Consider the following 14,816-nt stretch of genomic DNA (forward strand, 5'->3'; position numbering starts at 1 on the left):
GGATGCGCTGGTTACGTGACCCCTTACTGTGGCTGCTGCTCTTCTTTGTGGCGCTGCTGGTAGCGATGCCCTACAGCGGGCCGCTGTTTGCCTACTGGTTTCCCACTCTCGACAGGCCTTTATATCAGCAGGATAGCTTTCTGCAGCTGGCCCTGGCCCATATTGAACTGGTGGCTCTCTCAAGCCTGTTTGCGGTGATCGTAGGAATGGGAGCGGGCATTCTGGTCACCCGCTCATGGGGAAGAGAGTTCCGTTCGCTGATTGAAACGCTGGTAGCCGCAGGACAAACATTCCCTCCCGTTGCCGTGCTGGCAATTGCCGTTCCGGTGATGGGCTTTGGCGAGAAACCGGCTATTATCGCCTTACTGCTTTACGGACTGTTACCGATTTTGCAGGGAACCCTGGCGGGGATCAGCGCCGTTCCGGCGAGCGCAAGGGAGATTGCCGAAGGCGTCGGCATGAGCCCATGGCAGATTTTATACAAAGTGGAATTGCCGCTGGCCGGCCCGGTGATCCTGGCTGGTATCCGGACCTCGGTAATTATCAATATCGGCACGGCAGCCATCGCTTCAACGGTAGGAGCAAAAACGTTGGGATCGCCGGTGATTATAGGGCTGAGCGGATTTAATACCGCTTATGTTATCCAGGGAGCCTGCCTGGTGGCGCTGCTGGCTATCGTGACCGACCGCCTTTTTGAGCGCCTGCAGAGACGTTTTACGCGCGAATAAGAATAGTGTAGCCCGTCAGCATAACCCCACCGATGCCGCCCAGGGCCATCAACAGGAAGATAAAAATTACGCCAATTTTTTGCCAGTTCATGCCGGTATGTCCGTTGGTCTGCCGCAGAAGAGGGCAAAGTATACCGCTTTTCACCCTGGCTGGTTAAGCCTTTGCTGGCTTTTTGTTGTTTCAGCCGACCTCAATTCCTGACATCTGTATAAGCAGTGAAAAGAGGCAGCCGATCAGGATGAGCAACAGTGAAGCGCGGCCGGGGCGTTCAGGCGGCACTACCCGGCAGATGGGTAATGGCAAAACCCTGCTCCTGCCAGTGTGATAATTGTTCCTGCTGTCTGTGGGTAAGAGACTTACCGGTAAAGATAAACAGTTTCTGCCCAGGGAAAAGTTCCGGGCGCGGCATTTCGAGCGGTTCTGCCAGCACATCCATTCGCCAGCCCTGTTGTGAGAGGCGCCAGGCCTCCAGCCAGAGTCGGGTGCGGTCTTCATTAGCCCAGCCAATCAGCAGAGCATCTTTACCCGGCTTTTTACGGGAGCCTGTTAAGCAGAAAACGACATAATCGATTAAAGCGCCGTCGAGAAGGCTGCACATGGTACGGGCGGTGTTCTGATCCAGCCCAAGGCGCTGCCGGATAGGGATAAACACGTGATCGATTAAGGCATCAGCTGGATTTTCACGACCCATTGCTGCAATTTTAACCCGCAGTTTAGCGGGCCTGACATGGCGAAGCACGGCCATCATCTCTTCCTGCAGCTTAACCCATCCATCATGGACGTTAACATTTTCTCCCTCAAGCAGCGCCTTGACCTTGCCTACCGGCACGCCGCTCTCAATCCAGCGTTTAATCTCTTCAATACGCTGAATATCATCTTCGTCAAACTGACGGTGCCCTCCCTCGGTCCGCTGTGGCTTCAGTAAGCCATAGCGGCGCTGCCACGCCCGAAGGGTGACGGGATTCATTCCGCAGCGTACCGCTACATCACCAATACTGTACAATGCCATGCAGTTCCTCTCATCTTTACCACTCAGTCTACCGTAGCGGACTCTTCATTGCTGTACAACTATTATTTAACTGTACAAGTTGATACTGCGCCTTAAAACCGGTAGATCTCATTAAAGAGAATAATTCCCTTAAATGAGAAAACCATGTCTGACTGTTCTTCTACTGAACAACGTCTCGCCCGGCGACTGGCGGCGCTGCGTGTTGAAAAAGAGTGGTCGCTGGAGATGCTGGCTGAGATTACCGGTATCAGCAGAGCCTCGCTGTCCCGCATCGAACGCGGCGAGACCAGCCCCACAGCCTCTTTAATGAACCGTTTATGCATCGCGTATGGATTAACCATGTCCCGGCTGTTAAGCGAGGTGGAAGAGCCGGGGCCGCAGCATTTGCGCCTTCACGAGCAGAGCGTCTGGCAGGACCATGAGAGTGGCTATCACCGGCGGAGCATTTCACCACCCGCCAGCAACTTTTATGGCGAGCTGGTAGAGGGAAGGCTGATAAGCGGTGCGAGGATTAGCTATGATGCGCCGCCAGTGGAAGGGATAGAACAACATATCTGGATGCTTGCAGGCGTGCTGGTGTTCAGCATGAATGATGAGCAGTGGCGGCTGGAAGCGGGCGACTGCCTGCGCTTTCATCTCTTTGGCCGCTCCTCTTTCCACGCGCCAGAAGCCGAAGGCGCGCATTATGCATTGGTGGTGTGTCGTTGATGAAAAATTTTCAGTATCAGACCCTGACTGCCGCACAGGCAGAATCTGAACAGACGGCCTTGTATCACGTGCTTTATGCCTGTGTGGCAGAGGGCGCCAGCATTGGATTTACTTCTCTGGATGCCAGGCCCATGCAGCGTTTATGGCAGGGGGTTATCACCAGCCTGGCAAACGGCAGTAAACAGCTGATTGTCGCCCGACAGAACGGTGAGATTGTGGCGACAGTGATTGTGGGGCTGGATATGCCGCCAAACGGCGAGCATCGGGCTGAAATAGCCAAGCTGCTGGTGCATCCCAAAGCCAGACGTCAGGGCATTGCCCGCCTGCTGCTGCAACAGGCTGAAAAGCTGGCACAGCGGGCGGGGCGCTCGCTGGCGGTGCTGGATACCCGCACGGGCGATGTAGCTGAGCAGCTTTATCTGTCGCAAGGATGGCAGATATGCGGGCAGATCCCCGCTTATGCGCTCTCCACAGCAGGCGTATTAGATGCCACCACCGTGATGTACAAATTTTTGCAGTGAAAAATGATTACGGTCAGCCCTGGAGCGGTCACCAGTGAAGAAGCCAAAAAGCTGCTGGCGATGTTATCCGTGATTTTACACCAACTAACCGGTAGCGACGGGCGAGCCAGCTTCAATGCTGAAGAGGTTAAGCATCCCCGCGCCTGTTTTGCTCTTGCACGTAATAGTCAGGGTGAAGCGGTGGGCTGTGGTGCCATAAGGCCCCTTGACGGCCAGGAAGAGGTTGCAGAGATGAAAAGAGTGTTCGCCGCCGCTGGCAATCAGGGAGTAGGTTATGCGCTGCTTTCATTCCTCGAAGAGGAGGCAAGAAAGAGGGGATACCGGGAAATCTGGCTGGAAACACGTAAGGTCAATCAACGCGCTCTGAACTTTTATTTAAAAAACGGCTACCAGATCCGTGAAAATTTTGGCCGCTATGTTGGCCGGGAAGAGGCCGTTTGCCTGGGACGTATGCTCTGAAACGGTGCAGCGTCTCAGGCAATTCCCAGCGAGTCCATAAAGAGCTTTATAATCTGATTTATTTTTCGGCCCTTTTTAATGATTAAACAGAACGGGGTAGAGACATTAATGGCTTCCGGGCCAATGGCCCGGATCCGTTTTTCATTCAGGTAACGTGCTGCATAATGCGCGGGCAGGTAGCCAATAAAATGCCCGGTCAGGATCAGCATCGCCACCGCTTCAACCTGCACCGCCTGAATATTGCTCTCATTAAAGGCAAAAAATTTATTGCCATGACGATGTGAAACATAGGTGTGGTTAATGATTTTTTGCTGTTTTAATTGTTCAAGCGTCATGTCGCTATCCGGTAAAATAAATAACGGATGCTCACTGCTGCAATATAATTTTGATGTTTCCGTATAGACAGGATAATAATCAAATTCTCCCTTTTCTTCATAAACAGGTGCGATAGCGCAATTAAATCGCCCCTCATTTAATCCTTTCTCAATATCATCCAAATGCGCGGTTTGCAGACGAATGTTTACTTTTGGTGCAGCGAGATGCAGCTGCTGCACGGCTTTGGTGACCGGTGAGAGCGGATCGGAAATCGTGTTATCCACCACGCTGATGCTCAGGTCGCCCAGCAGCTCGCTGCGGCTGTTATGCAGCCGTTCACGAAAGATGTTCAGCGAGGCAAAAAGCTCCAGCGTTGCCTGATACACCGTGATGCCATACTCCGTCAGCTCAAATCCTTCGCGCCCGCGGCTGCACAGCGTCATCCCTAAACGGATCTCTAAATCAGAGACCTGTTTACTGATCGCTGCCAGTCCGATATTGAGTTCGTGGCTGGCGGAGGTTAATCCTCCGGCTTCCACTACGCATTTAAATACCCGCAATAATTTCAGATCGACATTGTTAATGGTGACAGAGGAATTTTCCGTGCGGGGATAATTCATGTTTCCCGTATTGGAAACCTTACTTTCCATAATAACTATTCATCCCCGACAGAAATAAAGTGAGAGTAAGAGTGAACCTGAATTGGCCGCTAAATACCAGTTGCCCGTTGAAAATAACCTTTATTTATCGCTTATGCCGGAGCCAGATGATTTACTTATTCTCACGGCGTGAGCCTTTCATCAGAGAGGAATTATGTCAGACAGTGCCGATCGTCTATGGGGCGCCCGTTTTAAAACGCCTCCTGCTGCTGCCTTAACCGCGCTGTCGCGCAGCCCTGAATACTATTTCGCTCTCGCGCCTTATGACCTTGCAGGCTGTCGGGCCCATGCGCACGAACTGCAACGTGCTGGTCTGCTGACGGAAGAAGAAACCGCAGAGATGACGGCAGCTATTGATCGGCTGGACGCAGATTACCGCGCCGGTAAAGTTGACCCGATCCCGGCAGATGAAGATGTGCATACGTTTATTGAGCGGGTGCTGACCGAGCGCCTTGGCGCACTGGGCGGCAAGCTGCGCGCCGGGCGTTCACGCAACGATCAGACCGTCAACGACCTTCGCCTTTACCTGCGTGACAATGTTCGCAACATCGCTACCGCGCTGCTGTCACTTCAGCAGGCTTTGGTCAGCCAGGCGGAGCAGCATACCGCCACCATCGCCCCTGGTTTTACGCATCTTCAGCAGGCACAACCGATAGTATTTGGACACCAGTTACTGGCGCATGCGCAGTCATTCTCCCGTGATATTGAACGCATTCAGGACTGGGATCGACGCAGCGCCTTTTCACCACTGGGTGCCGCCGCAATGGCCGGTTCCGCCATTGCCCGCCGACCTGAGCTGGCGGCACAGGAGCTGGGCTACCGTGGCCCTTGCGAAAATTCGATTGATGCCGTGGCCAGTCGTGACTACGTGGCGGAGTTCCTGTTTATCACCAGCATGATTGGCGTCAACCTCTCCCGCATCAGTGAAGAGATCTGCCTGTGGACCTCTCGCCAGTTCCGCTGGGTAGAGATCAGCGACAGCTATGCCACCGGCAGCTCGATCATGCCGCAGAAGAAAAATCCCGATATCGCCGAACTCACGCGTGGCCGCAGCGGCCGCCTGATTGGCAATCTGACGGCGATGCTCGCCACCATGAAGGCGATGCCGCTCTCCTATAACCGCGACCTGAGTGAAGACAAACGCAGCGCTATCGACTCCGTCGACACGCTGCTGCTGGTGCTGCCCGCGATGGCCGGAATGATTGAAACTATGAGGGTAAACGAAGCGGAGCTGCTGGCGCAGGCACCGGACGGTTTTACGCTGGCGACCGAGGTTGCTGACTGGCTGGCGATGCGCGGCGTGCCGTTTAAGGAGGCGCATGAAATCACCGGCAAGCTGGTTCAGCTTTGCGAATTCTACGGCCACGGCCTCTCCGACCTTACTGATGAACAGCTGGAGGGCGTGGATAAGCGCCTGACGCCAGAAGTGCGTAGCGCGCTGACGCTGGAGGCGGCAATTCATTCGCGCGATGGTTTTGGTGGCACCGCACCGGCACGGGTAGTGGAGCAGATCGCCCGGCTTAAAGCCTGCCTGCAGCAGCAGGCAGAGTGGGTAAGCGTTTATCAGGGTCCTCGTCTGTAGACCTCAGATATCAATCCCGGAGTGGGTATGAACAGTACGCAAAATGTTAACGAGGCGGGCAGAAGAGCAGAAGCCGCGCGCGCTTACAATCTCAAAAATTACGAGGTCGTGCCGCGCCGCTATTACGGCAGGATCACCGCGACGGTGGTGATCGTCCTGCTGCTGGTCTCGCTGGTTCATGCGTTCTCTCAGGGCAAAATCGAATGGTCCTTTGTCGGACAGTTCTTCACCGCCCGCGCCATTCTGGATGGCGTGGTGAATACGCTGGTGATGTCAATTCTGGCGATGGCGTTGGGCATTATTTTCGGCGTGGTGGCGGCCATTATGTATATGTCGCCAAATCCGGTGCTGCATTACATCTCTGTAGGTTATGCCTGGGTTTTCCGGGGGACGCCGCTGATCCTGCAACTGTTGCTGTGGTTTAACCTTGCCCTGGTGTTTCCGGTGATCGCCATTCCGGGCGTGTTCAGCGTGGAAACGGTCAACGTGATGACGCCGTTTGTGGCCGCGCTGTTAGGCCTGAGTATCAACCAGGGCGCCTATACCTCAGAAGTGGTGCGCGCCGGGTTGCTGTCAGTGGATACCGGACAGTATGAAGCGGCAAAGTCGATTGGCATGCCGCGCCTGCAGGCGTTGCAGCGCATTATTCTGCCGCAGGCGATGCGGGTTATTCTGCCGCCGGTGGGTAATGAATTTATCAGCATGATCAAAACCACCAGCCTTGCCAGCATGATCCAGTACTCCGAGCTGCTCTACAACACGCAAAACATCTACTACGCCAACGCACGGGTGATGGAGCTGCTGTTTGTGGCGGGCATCTGGTATCTGATCATCGTTACCGTGCTGTCGTTCGGGCAGAGTCGCCTTGAGCGCTATTTCTCTCGCGGCCAGCGCCGCCGTAATTAAGGAACCGACGCGATGAGAACAATCGTCAGAGCCGTTGAGGTGAACAAGTATTTCGACAATTTCCACGCGCTGAAAGATGTCAGCCTGGAGGTGAATTATGGCGAGGTGATGTGCATTCTGGGGCCATCCGGTTCCGGAAAAAGCACCTTCCTGCGCTGCATTAACCAACTGGAGAAGGTAGACAAGGGCGGCATCTGGATAGATAACGAGCTGGCCGGATACCGTATTGCGGGTAATAAGCTACATCAACTCAGCGACCGGCAGATTGCCCGTCAGCGCCTGCAAACCGGCATGGTGTTTCAGCGCTTCAACCTGTTTCCGCATAAAACGGCGCTGGAAAACGTCACTGAAGGTCCCTGCCGCGTCCTGCTTCGCCCTAAACGCGAAGCGACGGAAGAAGCGATGGCGTTGTTGGACCGTGTTGGCCTGGCGAATAAGGCGCACGCCTATCCACAAGCGCTGTCCGGAGGTCAACAGCAGCGTGTAGCCATCGCCCGCGCGCTGGCAATGAAACCCAAACTGATGCTGTTTGACGAGCCTACCTCAGCGCTGGATCCGGAAATGGTCGGCGAAGTGCTGGCCGTGATGCGCACGCTGGCGAAAGAGGGAACCACCATGATCGTTGTTACGCACGAAATGGGCTTTGCTCGTGAAGTGGCCAGCCAGGTGGTGTTCATGGATGAGGGGTGCATTATCGAACGGGGCGCACCTGAAGACATCCTGCTGAATCCGCAAAATCCACGCATGCAAAATTTTATTTCCGCCATTCTCCTTTAATAAACCAGGGTAAAACAGATGAAAAAGATCGTGCTTTCTGCCGTTGCTGCCGCTGTGCTGATGCACGCCTCCGCCTGGTCAGCCGGGCTGCCTGCCGCACTTAAATCCAAAGGCGAAATGACCGTCGCCATCATGCCGAACTATCCGCCAATGGAGTTCAAAGATCCGGCCACCAATACGCTCAGCGGCGTGGATGTCGATCTGGGGAACGCCATAGGCGAGAAGCTGGGCGTCAAAATCAACTGGCAGGAGATCGCTTTTGAACAGATGGTTAATGCCGTGTCGACCAAACGCGTGGATATGGTGATGTCCGGTATGACCGACACTGTTGAACGCCAGAAAGTGGTCAGCTTTATCGACTATTTCACCACTGGCCCGCAGTTTTACACGCTGGCTGCCCGCAAGGAGATCAATACCGCCAGCGATCTGTGCGGCAAAAAAGTAGGCACCAGCCGCCGCACCACCTTCCCGGCTGAAATTGCCAAATGGAGCCAGGCCAACTGTGAAGCCAAAGGCAAGCCGGCCATTATCGTGGTGGGTGCAGAAGGTACGGCGGATGCGCGTACTCAGCTGCGTCAGCGTCGTCTGGATGGTGCAGTACAGGGAAGCGAAACCCTGCCGTACGTAATGAACCTTGAGAAAAATACCTACAAGCCGCTGGATAAAGCCATTGCTACCCAGTTTACCGGTATGGCGATTGATAAAAACGATCCGGCCTTGATTGCTGCTGTTCAGGGGGCCGTTAACGAGCTGATTGCGGATGGCAGCTACGTGAAGATCCTCAGTAAATGGGGCCTGGCCGATAACGCCGTAAAAACAGCGACCGTTAACGGGAAATAATCATGCTGATACCTGACGTTCGCCCTCGCTGGCCGGAAGGTAAGCAGGGCTGTATGGCGCTGGCTTTCGATCTGGACGGCCCCACCGGCGATGCAATGCTCAACGGTTCGATATGGCAAAAGCCGGAGTATTTTACCTTCGGCAGCTATGGCCCATTTCGGGCGCTGGGGCGGATCCTCGATCTGCTCGATCGCTACAGCGTACCGGCCACATTCTTTGTTCCGGCATGGGTAGTCGAGCAATGGCCGCAGCAGTGCGCAGCCATTGTGGAAAAAGGGCACGAGGTGGCGTATCACGGTTACCGCCATGAGTCCTTTTATGCGCTGAACGGGGAAGAGCAGCGTCAGGTGATGGCGAAATCCCGTGATATTTTCTGGCAACTCCTCGGCATTCGTGCCGAGGGCTTTCGTACGCCTTCAGGCGACTGGCATCACGAGACGCCAGGCGTGTTACTCGATGCAGGCGTAACGTATTCAAGCAGCATGCGCGGCGATGATCGGCCTTACGCCATCGCTGTGCCTGGCTTTTCGCAAAAGCTGGTAGAAATTCCCGGCAAGTGGGAAATGGATGACTATGCCTCGCTGGCCTACACGCGTGAACCGGACTTTCCGAAAGGGCTGGACCGCACCGCCAGCTATGCATTAACGCTGGATAACTGGTGCCGTGAGTTTGATGGCGCAATGGAAGAAGGGTTATGCCTGACCACGCTTTTCCACCCCAAAATCAGCGGAAAGCCCGGACGCATTCTTTTGCTCGAACAGTTTATCGCCCATATGCAGCAGCGTGACGTCTGGTTTGCCCGCTGCCGCGAGGTCGCCCAGTGGTATCTTCAGGAGCAACAGCATGACTGAACACGTTCGCTGGCCTCAGGGACAGCAATCTGCGGTGGTGGTGACGCTGGATTTCAATGATATTCATGGCATTTTAACCCAGACGCCGGCCGTTGCCGGGCGCGATAAAACACTGTCGGTCTGGCGCTACGGCACGCTGCGCGGCGTTGATCGCCTGTTAGCACTTCTGGCGGAGAAAAACATCCGCGCCAGCTGGTGCCTGCCCGCCATTGTGGCCGAAGAAAACCCCGAAGTATTTGCCCGTATTACTGCCGCCGGGCATGAGATTGCCTGTAGCGGTGGAACGCATCAAAATTTTGATACTTTGTCCCTTGATGAACAGCTTGCCTGCGTCACCGACGGCTGCAGCCGGCTTGAAGCTCTCAATGGCCAGCGTCCCGTTGGCTTCCGCACCCCGGCAGGGCAGTGGAAGCCGGGGCTGGCCGACGCGCTCAGCAAAGCGGGGATCCGCTGGTCATCCAGCTGGCGTGGAGATGACCTGCCTTACTTTCACCCGGAAACGCGGCTGGTCGAACTTCCCCTGCATTATGAGCTGGAGGATGAACCCTACTTCGCCTTCAACCTCAGTCCGGCTGTGCCGCCCGGCCAGTCCCGCATCGCGTCTTATCAGCAGACGCTGGAGAACATGAAGCTCGATTTCCAGGGCTTCCACCGGTTTGGCCTGTGCTACGTGTTACGGCTGCACCCGGAGATCATTGGCACGGCGGGGCGTATCAGTTTGCTGGCTGAGCTGCTGGACTTTATCGCCAGTCATAACGATGTATGGATAGCCACGGCGGAAGAAGTCGCCGACTATTGGCAGACGCAGCCAGGCAACCTGCCTGAACATCCGGCGGAGATTTTTCATCGTCAGCTTCAGGAGCAAAGCCTGTGAGTCAGATAATGAACCGGCTCGCGGAGTTTGTTACCGAAACACGCTTTACCGATCTGCCTGCTGATCTGGTAGAACGCGCCAGGCGGCATATTCTGGATACTTTTGGCGCTACGCTGGCGGGCAGCAACAGCCCGATTGCGCTTGCGGTGCAGCAAAGCGTGAGAGAGGAAGGTTGCGCGCCAGTGGCGAGGATTTGGGGCAGCAAGCTATTAACTTCGCCCCGCAATGCCGCCTGGGCCAACGGCGTGGCAGCGCACATGTATGAGCTGGATGACACGGGCGGCTGCGATCATTCCGGTGCCGTTGTGCTCCCCGCGGCGCTGGCAGCGTTGTCTTTATGCCCTGGCAACATATCCGGGCAGCAGCTGATCGCCGCTGTGGTTCTGGGCTATGACGTGGCACGCCGGGTGTTGGAAGCCTGTGGCGGTTATGCGCCGCATAATGAGGCGGGCTGGCACTCAACTTCCACTTGTGGCGTGTTTGGCGCCGCCGCAGCCGTGGCTTCATTACTTCAGCTTAATCAGAACCAAACGGCCCAGGCGTTGGGTATCGCGGCCAGCTTCAGCGGTGGGCTCTGGGGCTTTATTCACGATGGGTCGCAAAGTAAAAAACTGCATGCCGGACGGGCGGCAGAAGGCGGCCTGTTGGCGGCCGTACTGGCGGCAAAAGGGCTGACCGGGCCGTCAGAAACCTTTGAAGATGTCTGGGGCGGCTTTCTGAAAACGCTTGCGCCACAGAGCCGCCAGCCAGAAGCGTTAACGGCGGGATTGGGTGAGGTCTGGAAGCTGAACCGTTGTTCCATCAAACCATACGCCTCCTGTCGTGGCACCCATTCAGCCATTGATGCCGTGGGCTTACTGATGAAGGAGCATCAGTCACAGGCAGAGGATATTGCCCGCATCCACGTTTATCTTAATCTTTTTCTGGAAGGGATGTGCGGCAGCACCAACCTGCAAAGTCTGGCGGCGGCGCAGATGAGTTTGCCTTATGCTTTGACGGCACGGGTGCTGTTCGGGCATGCGGGACTGGGGGTTTATGACAGTAGTAAACGACTTTGCCCTGAAGTCGCCGAAATGCTCGACCGTATCGTGCTGCATGTAGAACCTCAGCAGGAGAGCAGTGAAGAACCCATGATCGAGCTGGAAATGCGCAGCGGCGAACGCTGGCGTAAGCAGGTTACTGTGCCGTTAGGATCGCCACAAAATCCGTTGAACGACGAGGCGCTGTTGCTGAAATTCAACCAGCTTGCACAGCGGGTGTTATCGGTGGAAAAAACCGCAGCCCTGCAAACCTTCTGTCTGTCGCTGGAGCAGCAGGCGGACGTTTCAGCGTTTTCGAGGCTACTCAGTCAGTAGCGATTTTCCCCGGCTGCTGCAAAGTCGAACGGAGCGCTGGCGCTCCGTTTTTTCCTGCCTGCACACACTATGCTGTGCAAAGAATAATCATTGAACAGCGTCAGCTATTTCAGTAATGTGACAAATGTCACCTTCCCTGAGCCTGGCGACGCCCTGTCCCGGCCGCAATACCAACCCGACCCGAAACACATTTTTACCCGCTCTGTGCGGGTGGACAAAGGAACTATGCTCTATTTGAAAATCATCACACTCGGATTTTTATGCGTAATGCTGCTCTCTTTTGGTCAGAGCTACTACAAAGCCACGCACAGTGGCGTGGTTCTCAGCGGGCAGAGCTGGTCTACGGCAAGACGCGACTCGGCGGAGCTGGCGCCCGATCCTGTAGTTTTACGCCAGACCGCCATCGTACAGGTCTATGTCGCCCCGACCTTTGGCTGGCGGGGGCTTTTTGCTGTGCATCCCTGGATCATTTTCAAAAAAGCAGGGGAAACGCAGTTCAGCCGCTATGAAGTGGTGAGCTGGGGTAGCAGCAACGTTATCCGCGAAAATTATGCTCTGCCGGACGGGTACTGGTTTGGCGCAAAGCCGCAGCTCATTGTTGATCATCGTGGAACCGCCGCCGCTGCAATGATCCCGCAGATTGAAGCCGCGATAAAAAGTTATCCCTGGCCGCACACCTACCGTGTCTGGCCCGGGCCGAACAGCAACACCTTTCTGGCACATATTGGCAGGGAAGTGCCGACGCTACGGCTCGATTTGCCCGCTAACGCCATCGGCAAAGATTTTCGCCCGCTTAAAAATCCGGTTGGCTTGCCGCCCTCGGGGCGTGGGCTTCAGCTTTCACTGTTGGGCGTGCTGGGTCTGACCCTTGGCGGAGAAGAGGGGCTGGAAGTAAATATTCTGGGCTTCAATATGGGCATTGATGTGAAGTCTCCGGCGCTGCGATTACCTTTTGTGGGCCGATTAGGGCAAACCAAGGTAGAGAGCGATGCAGCGGGATAACCACTGCGGCGGATGAATAGTTCGTCAGCACATTCTCTTCTGGCGGTGCATCCGCAGGCGGGCAAGATAGCCGGGTAAAAAGCGAATCAACATAAGATCGCTTTATGGCGCCAGCCTTTTATGGTGATCTCTGTAGTTGCACCTGAAGGAATCGCTATCCTGCGGAGCCTGCAACTATCATGCAGGCTCCGCAGGACACTAACAGTAGTGACGCAGCGTAATTTTGGTTGTCGATCTGATTGACCCGGAATAGCCAATGCCGCGCTGATATTTAATCGCTAATGGGAGACCAAAGGTAAACCCACGGGGCTGATAATCTACAACGATGCCGGTAATTTCAAATATGAAATCAACCGCGATTGGATTACCGATAGGATTAAATATATTTTTTAATAGAAGCCTTCAGCCAGAGGCAGGGCTTTTATCAGCACAATTATTGTCACTCAACGCTGGACTTCAATCTGATCCCAGCCTTTACGATACATGCAGTCCTTCACCAATATCTCTCGCTTATCCTCGTTTTCATCTCTGGTTGAGTAGCTTGTATCTGTAGTCTTATATTTTTTATCTTTGGACGTGTACTTGCCTGTGATTTGATTATCCGGTGGCAAATCTTTAAGGGCCTGCGCCCTACATTGGGTTTCAACCCTTTCTTCCTGCTGCTTGTCGGCACCGGGCTTGACCCACTGATACTCAACGCAGCCTGTCAGGCTTATCACGATTAACGTCATAAGAAAACTATTTTTCATAACGGCCAGCTCAAGAGAAAAGAAAGATAATATTAACTTTACCGCATAAATTTTCCCATAAACGGAATGTCAACACATTTGGTGTTGCGGGAAAGCCTCTCCTGCTAAGACAGTAAAACTAACTATGTATACCGCTAAACATCAAAAATATCCTGTCATCTGAAATCTTGCGGCAGTCTGGGTAAAACTTAATTATCTAAACTTATCCCAATAAATTTTACCATTCCTGTTTACTTTTCTCTATTGTGTAAATTTATTTAACTTCCGCTGCTCAACCTTCACAGAAGAATTACCCTTTATTTACTTTTCTGTCATAATTTCCTTCTTCGTTGATATATTCATCTTTACTGTGTTGGGGGGCGCCTGGAAAACGGAAAATAGTCTGGGCTAAGGATCTTTTTGAGCAAAACAGCACGCTGGCAGCGAAGCTGCAAAATGCGACACTTTACCAAACGAGCTGTTTCCAGCAATGAAACTGAGACCACATCGTTCAGGCTTCCAGGCCCGCAAAACCTACCGGCCGCAGTTATGCGGAGCCAATCCTGATGGCGCACGCGAGGCGGAGATATGCGGCAGACGGCAGCTATTGGCTGGCGGCACGGAAGAGGAAACAGTACCGCTGATCCAGTCGCTGTACGACTGGACAGAGACGCAGATGAAGGGGCTGTCGCAATACATACTAACCACTCTGAGTATTTATTTTTTATTCGTTTACTCCCTATTTATACAAAAATTTGGTGAGGTAATTTTTTTGCTATATAAAGGAGCAGTCGATCATACCGGAGGATTTGAATGAAAAAGGTTAAAGGGATTATTCTTTCCTCGCTACTTATATCTACGTTTGCTTCTTTAGCATCTGAGGATCTGCACAACAAGCTTATCATTCAAGCTGTCCCCAAATCGGAAGGAACCGTAGTGATCGAAGGGCAACCAAAATATGAGAAAACATTTAACATTACTGTTGTGAGTAAAGTTAAGGATCCTATCGATCTTAGTGGTTTTATTGGTTGTTACAGAGCTTTTGACGAGAAAGGTAAAGAGTTTGATCAGCGTACAGTCCAGTCAGATCTTTTGGGGTCGTTGAAACATGGCATAGCAAAAGTCGGCTATGTCTCTTTCATCAGTGATAACGACTCTGTTTACAATGCTAAATTTGTTAAATGGTCCACGCAATGCCCTCATTTACCTGAGCGACTAAAGTAAACCATACGGACTGAAACTAACAACGAGCTATTAATAATAATCCAGGGAGAATAAATGAAAAGAATTATTGCGAGTACTGCCGTAGCCTTTGCCGTGTTAACAATGGCGGCCTGCTCAAGTGACTATGTTATGCAAACAAAGCATGGTGAAATGATTGTTACTAAAGGGAAACCAGAAACGGATAAATCCACAGGTCTTGTCACTTATAAAGATGCCGGTGGTAATGTTCATGAAGTAAACCGGGATCAAATCCAATCAATCATCGAAAAATAAAGTG

19 protein-coding genes are annotated in these 14,816 nt (G+C 53.5%); 15 read left to right on the forward strand and 4 right to left on the reverse strand.

Annotated features, from left to right (window positions below; genetic code table 11):
- Positions 1-2 precede the first annotated feature (2 nt).
- On the forward strand, positions 3-728 hold the full coding sequence (locus tag SD961_RS19175; RefSeq protein WP_318791929.1) for an ABC transporter permease: 726 nt from the start codon (positions 3-5) through the stop codon (positions 726-728).
- Here SD961_RS19175 and SD961_RS19180 read toward each other — a convergent pair.
- On the reverse strand, positions 715-819 hold the full coding sequence (locus SD961_RS19180) for a protein YohO (protein WP_306206772.1): 105 nt from the start codon (positions 817-819) through the stop codon (positions 715-717). The two genes, SD961_RS19175 and SD961_RS19180, sit on opposite strands and share 14 nt — an antisense overlap.
- 178 nt (positions 820-997) lie before the next feature.
- Entirely contained in the window at positions 998-1,738 is a 741-nt protein-coding gene (locus SD961_RS19185) for a MerR family transcriptional regulator (protein WP_318791930.1), read from the reverse strand.
- A gap of 144 nt (positions 1,739-1,882) precedes the next feature.
- Here SD961_RS19185 and SD961_RS19190 point away from each other — a divergent pair, with 144 nt between their 5' ends.
- From SD961_RS19190 to SD961_RS19200, 3 genes are read left to right on the forward strand one after another with little or no spacing between them, the layout of a single operon-like run.
- Positions 1,883-2,446 (forward strand): XRE family transcriptional regulator, encoded by a 564-nt coding sequence (locus tag SD961_RS19190; protein WP_318791931.1) that lies wholly within the window; start codon positions 1,883-1,885, stop codon positions 2,444-2,446.
- The gene (locus SD961_RS19195; protein WP_318791932.1) at positions 2,446-2,967 is read left to right on the forward strand and encodes a GNAT family N-acetyltransferase; all 522 of its coding nucleotides are present in this window, start codon (positions 2,446-2,448) and stop codon (positions 2,965-2,967) included. The genes SD961_RS19190 and SD961_RS19195 overlap by 1 nt, the downstream gene beginning before the upstream one ends.
- A 3-nt stretch (positions 2,968-2,970) precedes the next feature.
- Positions 2,971-3,426, forward strand: a complete 456-nt coding sequence (locus SD961_RS19200) for a GNAT family N-acetyltransferase (RefSeq protein ID WP_318791933.1) — start codon at positions 2,971-2,973, stop codon at positions 3,424-3,426.
- Between the two features lie 14 nt (positions 3,427-3,440).
- Here SD961_RS19200 and SD961_RS19205 read toward each other — a convergent pair whose 3' ends face one another.
- Positions 3,441-4,391 carry a LysR family transcriptional regulator gene (locus tag SD961_RS19205; RefSeq protein ID WP_318791934.1) on the reverse strand — a complete coding sequence of 317 codons (951 nt, stop codon included), beginning with the start codon at positions 4,389-4,391 and terminating at the stop codon, positions 3,441-3,443.
- Positions 4,392-4,554: 163 nt separating this feature from the next.
- Here SD961_RS19205 and argH point away from each other — a divergent pair, with 163 nt between their 5' ends.
- The 8 genes from argH to SD961_RS19245 all read left to right on the forward strand — a co-directional run bounded on the left by argH (position 4,555) and on the right by SD961_RS19245 (position 12,587).
- Positions 4,555-5,982: an argininosuccinate lyase gene (gene argH / locus SD961_RS19210; RefSeq protein ID WP_318791935.1), complete on the forward strand. Its 1,428-nt coding sequence runs from the start codon at positions 4,555-4,557 to the stop codon at positions 5,980-5,982.
- Between the two features lie 27 nt (positions 5,983-6,009).
- Positions 6,010-6,888: an amino acid ABC transporter permease gene (locus tag SD961_RS19215; protein ID WP_318791936.1), complete on the forward strand. Its 879-nt coding sequence runs from the start codon at positions 6,010-6,012 to the stop codon at positions 6,886-6,888.
- Positions 6,889-6,900: 12 nt separating this feature from the next.
- The gene (locus SD961_RS19220; RefSeq protein WP_318791937.1) at positions 6,901-7,665 is read left to right on the forward strand and encodes an amino acid ABC transporter ATP-binding protein; all 765 of its coding nucleotides are present in this window, start codon (positions 6,901-6,903) and stop codon (positions 7,663-7,665) included.
- An 18-nt stretch (positions 7,666-7,683) separates the two neighbouring features.
- Positions 7,684-8,505, forward strand: a complete 822-nt coding sequence (locus tag SD961_RS19225) for an ABC transporter substrate-binding protein (RefSeq protein WP_318791938.1) — start codon at positions 7,684-7,686, stop codon at positions 8,503-8,505.
- 2 nt (positions 8,506-8,507) lie between these two features.
- Positions 8,508-9,356 (forward strand): polysaccharide deacetylase, encoded by an 849-nt coding sequence (locus SD961_RS19230; protein WP_318791939.1) that lies wholly within the window; start codon positions 8,508-8,510, stop codon positions 9,354-9,356.
- On the forward strand, positions 9,349-10,230 hold the full coding sequence (locus SD961_RS19235) for a polysaccharide deacetylase (protein WP_318791940.1): 882 nt from the start codon (positions 9,349-9,351) through the stop codon (positions 10,228-10,230). Before SD961_RS19230 ends, SD961_RS19235 begins: the two co-directional genes overlap by 8 nt.
- Complete coding sequence (locus tag SD961_RS19240; protein ID WP_318791941.1) at positions 10,227-11,585, forward strand: MmgE/PrpD family protein; 1,359 nt, start codon at positions 10,227-10,229, stop codon at positions 11,583-11,585. Before SD961_RS19235 ends, SD961_RS19240 begins: the two co-directional genes overlap by 4 nt.
- Before the next feature lie 225 nt (positions 11,586-11,810).
- On the forward strand, positions 11,811-12,587 hold the full coding sequence (locus SD961_RS19245) for a DUF3750 domain-containing protein (RefSeq protein ID WP_318791998.1): 777 nt from the start codon (positions 11,811-11,813) through the stop codon (positions 12,585-12,587).
- Between the two features lie 443 nt (positions 12,588-13,030).
- Here SD961_RS19245 and SD961_RS19250 read toward each other — a convergent pair whose 3' ends face one another.
- Entirely contained in the window at positions 13,031-13,336 is a 306-nt protein-coding gene (locus SD961_RS19250; protein ID WP_318791942.1) for a hypothetical protein, read from the reverse strand.
- 469 nt (positions 13,337-13,805) lie between these two features.
- On the opposite strand from SD961_RS19250, the gene SD961_RS19255 reads away from it, so the two are divergent.
- Genes SD961_RS19255 through SD961_RS19265 form a run of 3 tightly spaced genes read left to right on the forward strand, consistent with a single transcriptional unit; the run spans position 13,806 to position 14,812 of the window.
- The gene (locus SD961_RS19255; protein ID WP_318791943.1) at positions 13,806-14,132 is read left to right on the forward strand and encodes a hypothetical protein; all 327 of its coding nucleotides are present in this window, start codon (positions 13,806-13,808) and stop codon (positions 14,130-14,132) included.
- The gene (locus SD961_RS19260) at positions 14,129-14,539 is read left to right on the forward strand and encodes a DUF4354 family protein (protein WP_318791944.1); all 411 of its coding nucleotides are present in this window, start codon (positions 14,129-14,131) and stop codon (positions 14,537-14,539) included. Before SD961_RS19255 ends, SD961_RS19260 begins: the two co-directional genes overlap by 4 nt.
- A gap of 54 nt (positions 14,540-14,593) precedes the next feature.
- Entirely contained in the window at positions 14,594-14,812 is a 219-nt protein-coding gene (locus SD961_RS19265) for a YgdI/YgdR family lipoprotein (protein WP_318791945.1), read from the forward strand.
- Positions 14,813-14,816: the final 4 nt, after the last annotated feature.

Origin of the sequence: Erwinia sp. MMLR14_017 (genome assembly GCF_033657285.1) — a bacterium.
Taxonomy (GTDB): domain Bacteria; phylum Pseudomonadota; class Gammaproteobacteria; order Enterobacterales; family Enterobacteriaceae; genus Erwinia.

Bases quoted from the DNA above. Each gene is read 5' to 3' on its own strand.
- SD961_RS19175 (WP_318791929.1), top strand. From the start codon at position 3: ATGCGCTGGTTACGTGACCCCTTACTGTGGCTGCTGCTCTTCTTTGTG.
- SD961_RS19180 (WP_306206772.1), bottom strand. From the start codon at position 819: ATGAACTGGCAAAAAATTGGCGTAATTTTTATCTTCCTGTTGATGGCC.
- SD961_RS19185 (WP_318791930.1), bottom strand. From the start codon at position 1,738: ATGGCATTGTACAGTATTGGTGATGTAGCGGTACGCTGCGGAATGAAT.
- SD961_RS19190 (WP_318791931.1), top strand. From the start codon at position 1,883: ATGTCTGACTGTTCTTCTACTGAACAACGTCTCGCCCGGCGACTGGCG.
- SD961_RS19195 (WP_318791932.1), top strand. From the start codon at position 2,446: ATGAAAAATTTTCAGTATCAGACCCTGACTGCCGCACAGGCAGAATCT.
- SD961_RS19200 (WP_318791933.1), top strand. From the start codon at position 2,971: ATGATTACGGTCAGCCCTGGAGCGGTCACCAGTGAAGAAGCCAAAAAG.
- SD961_RS19205 (WP_318791934.1), bottom strand. From the start codon at position 4,391: ATGGAAAGTAAGGTTTCCAATACGGGAAACATGAATTATCCCCGCACG.
- argH (WP_318791935.1), top strand. From the start codon at position 4,555: ATGTCAGACAGTGCCGATCGTCTATGGGGCGCCCGTTTTAAAACGCCT.
- SD961_RS19215 (WP_318791936.1), top strand. From the start codon at position 6,010: ATGAACAGTACGCAAAATGTTAACGAGGCGGGCAGAAGAGCAGAAGCC.
- SD961_RS19220 (WP_318791937.1), top strand. From the start codon at position 6,901: ATGAGAACAATCGTCAGAGCCGTTGAGGTGAACAAGTATTTCGACAAT.
- SD961_RS19225 (WP_318791938.1), top strand. From the start codon at position 7,684: ATGAAAAAGATCGTGCTTTCTGCCGTTGCTGCCGCTGTGCTGATGCAC.
- SD961_RS19230 (WP_318791939.1), top strand. From the start codon at position 8,508: ATGCTGATACCTGACGTTCGCCCTCGCTGGCCGGAAGGTAAGCAGGGC.
- SD961_RS19235 (WP_318791940.1), top strand. From the start codon at position 9,349: ATGACTGAACACGTTCGCTGGCCTCAGGGACAGCAATCTGCGGTGGTG.
- SD961_RS19245 (WP_318791998.1), top strand. From the start codon at position 11,811: ATGCTCTATTTGAAAATCATCACACTCGGATTTTTATGCGTAATGCTG.
- SD961_RS19250 (WP_318791942.1), bottom strand. From the start codon at position 13,336: ATGAAAAATAGTTTTCTTATGACGTTAATCGTGATAAGCCTGACAGGC.
- SD961_RS19255 (WP_318791943.1), top strand. From the start codon at position 13,806: ATGAAACTGAGACCACATCGTTCAGGCTTCCAGGCCCGCAAAACCTAC.
- SD961_RS19260 (WP_318791944.1), top strand. From the start codon at position 14,129: ATGAAAAAGGTTAAAGGGATTATTCTTTCCTCGCTACTTATATCTACG.
- SD961_RS19265 (WP_318791945.1), top strand. From the start codon at position 14,594: ATGAAAAGAATTATTGCGAGTACTGCCGTAGCCTTTGCCGTGTTAACA.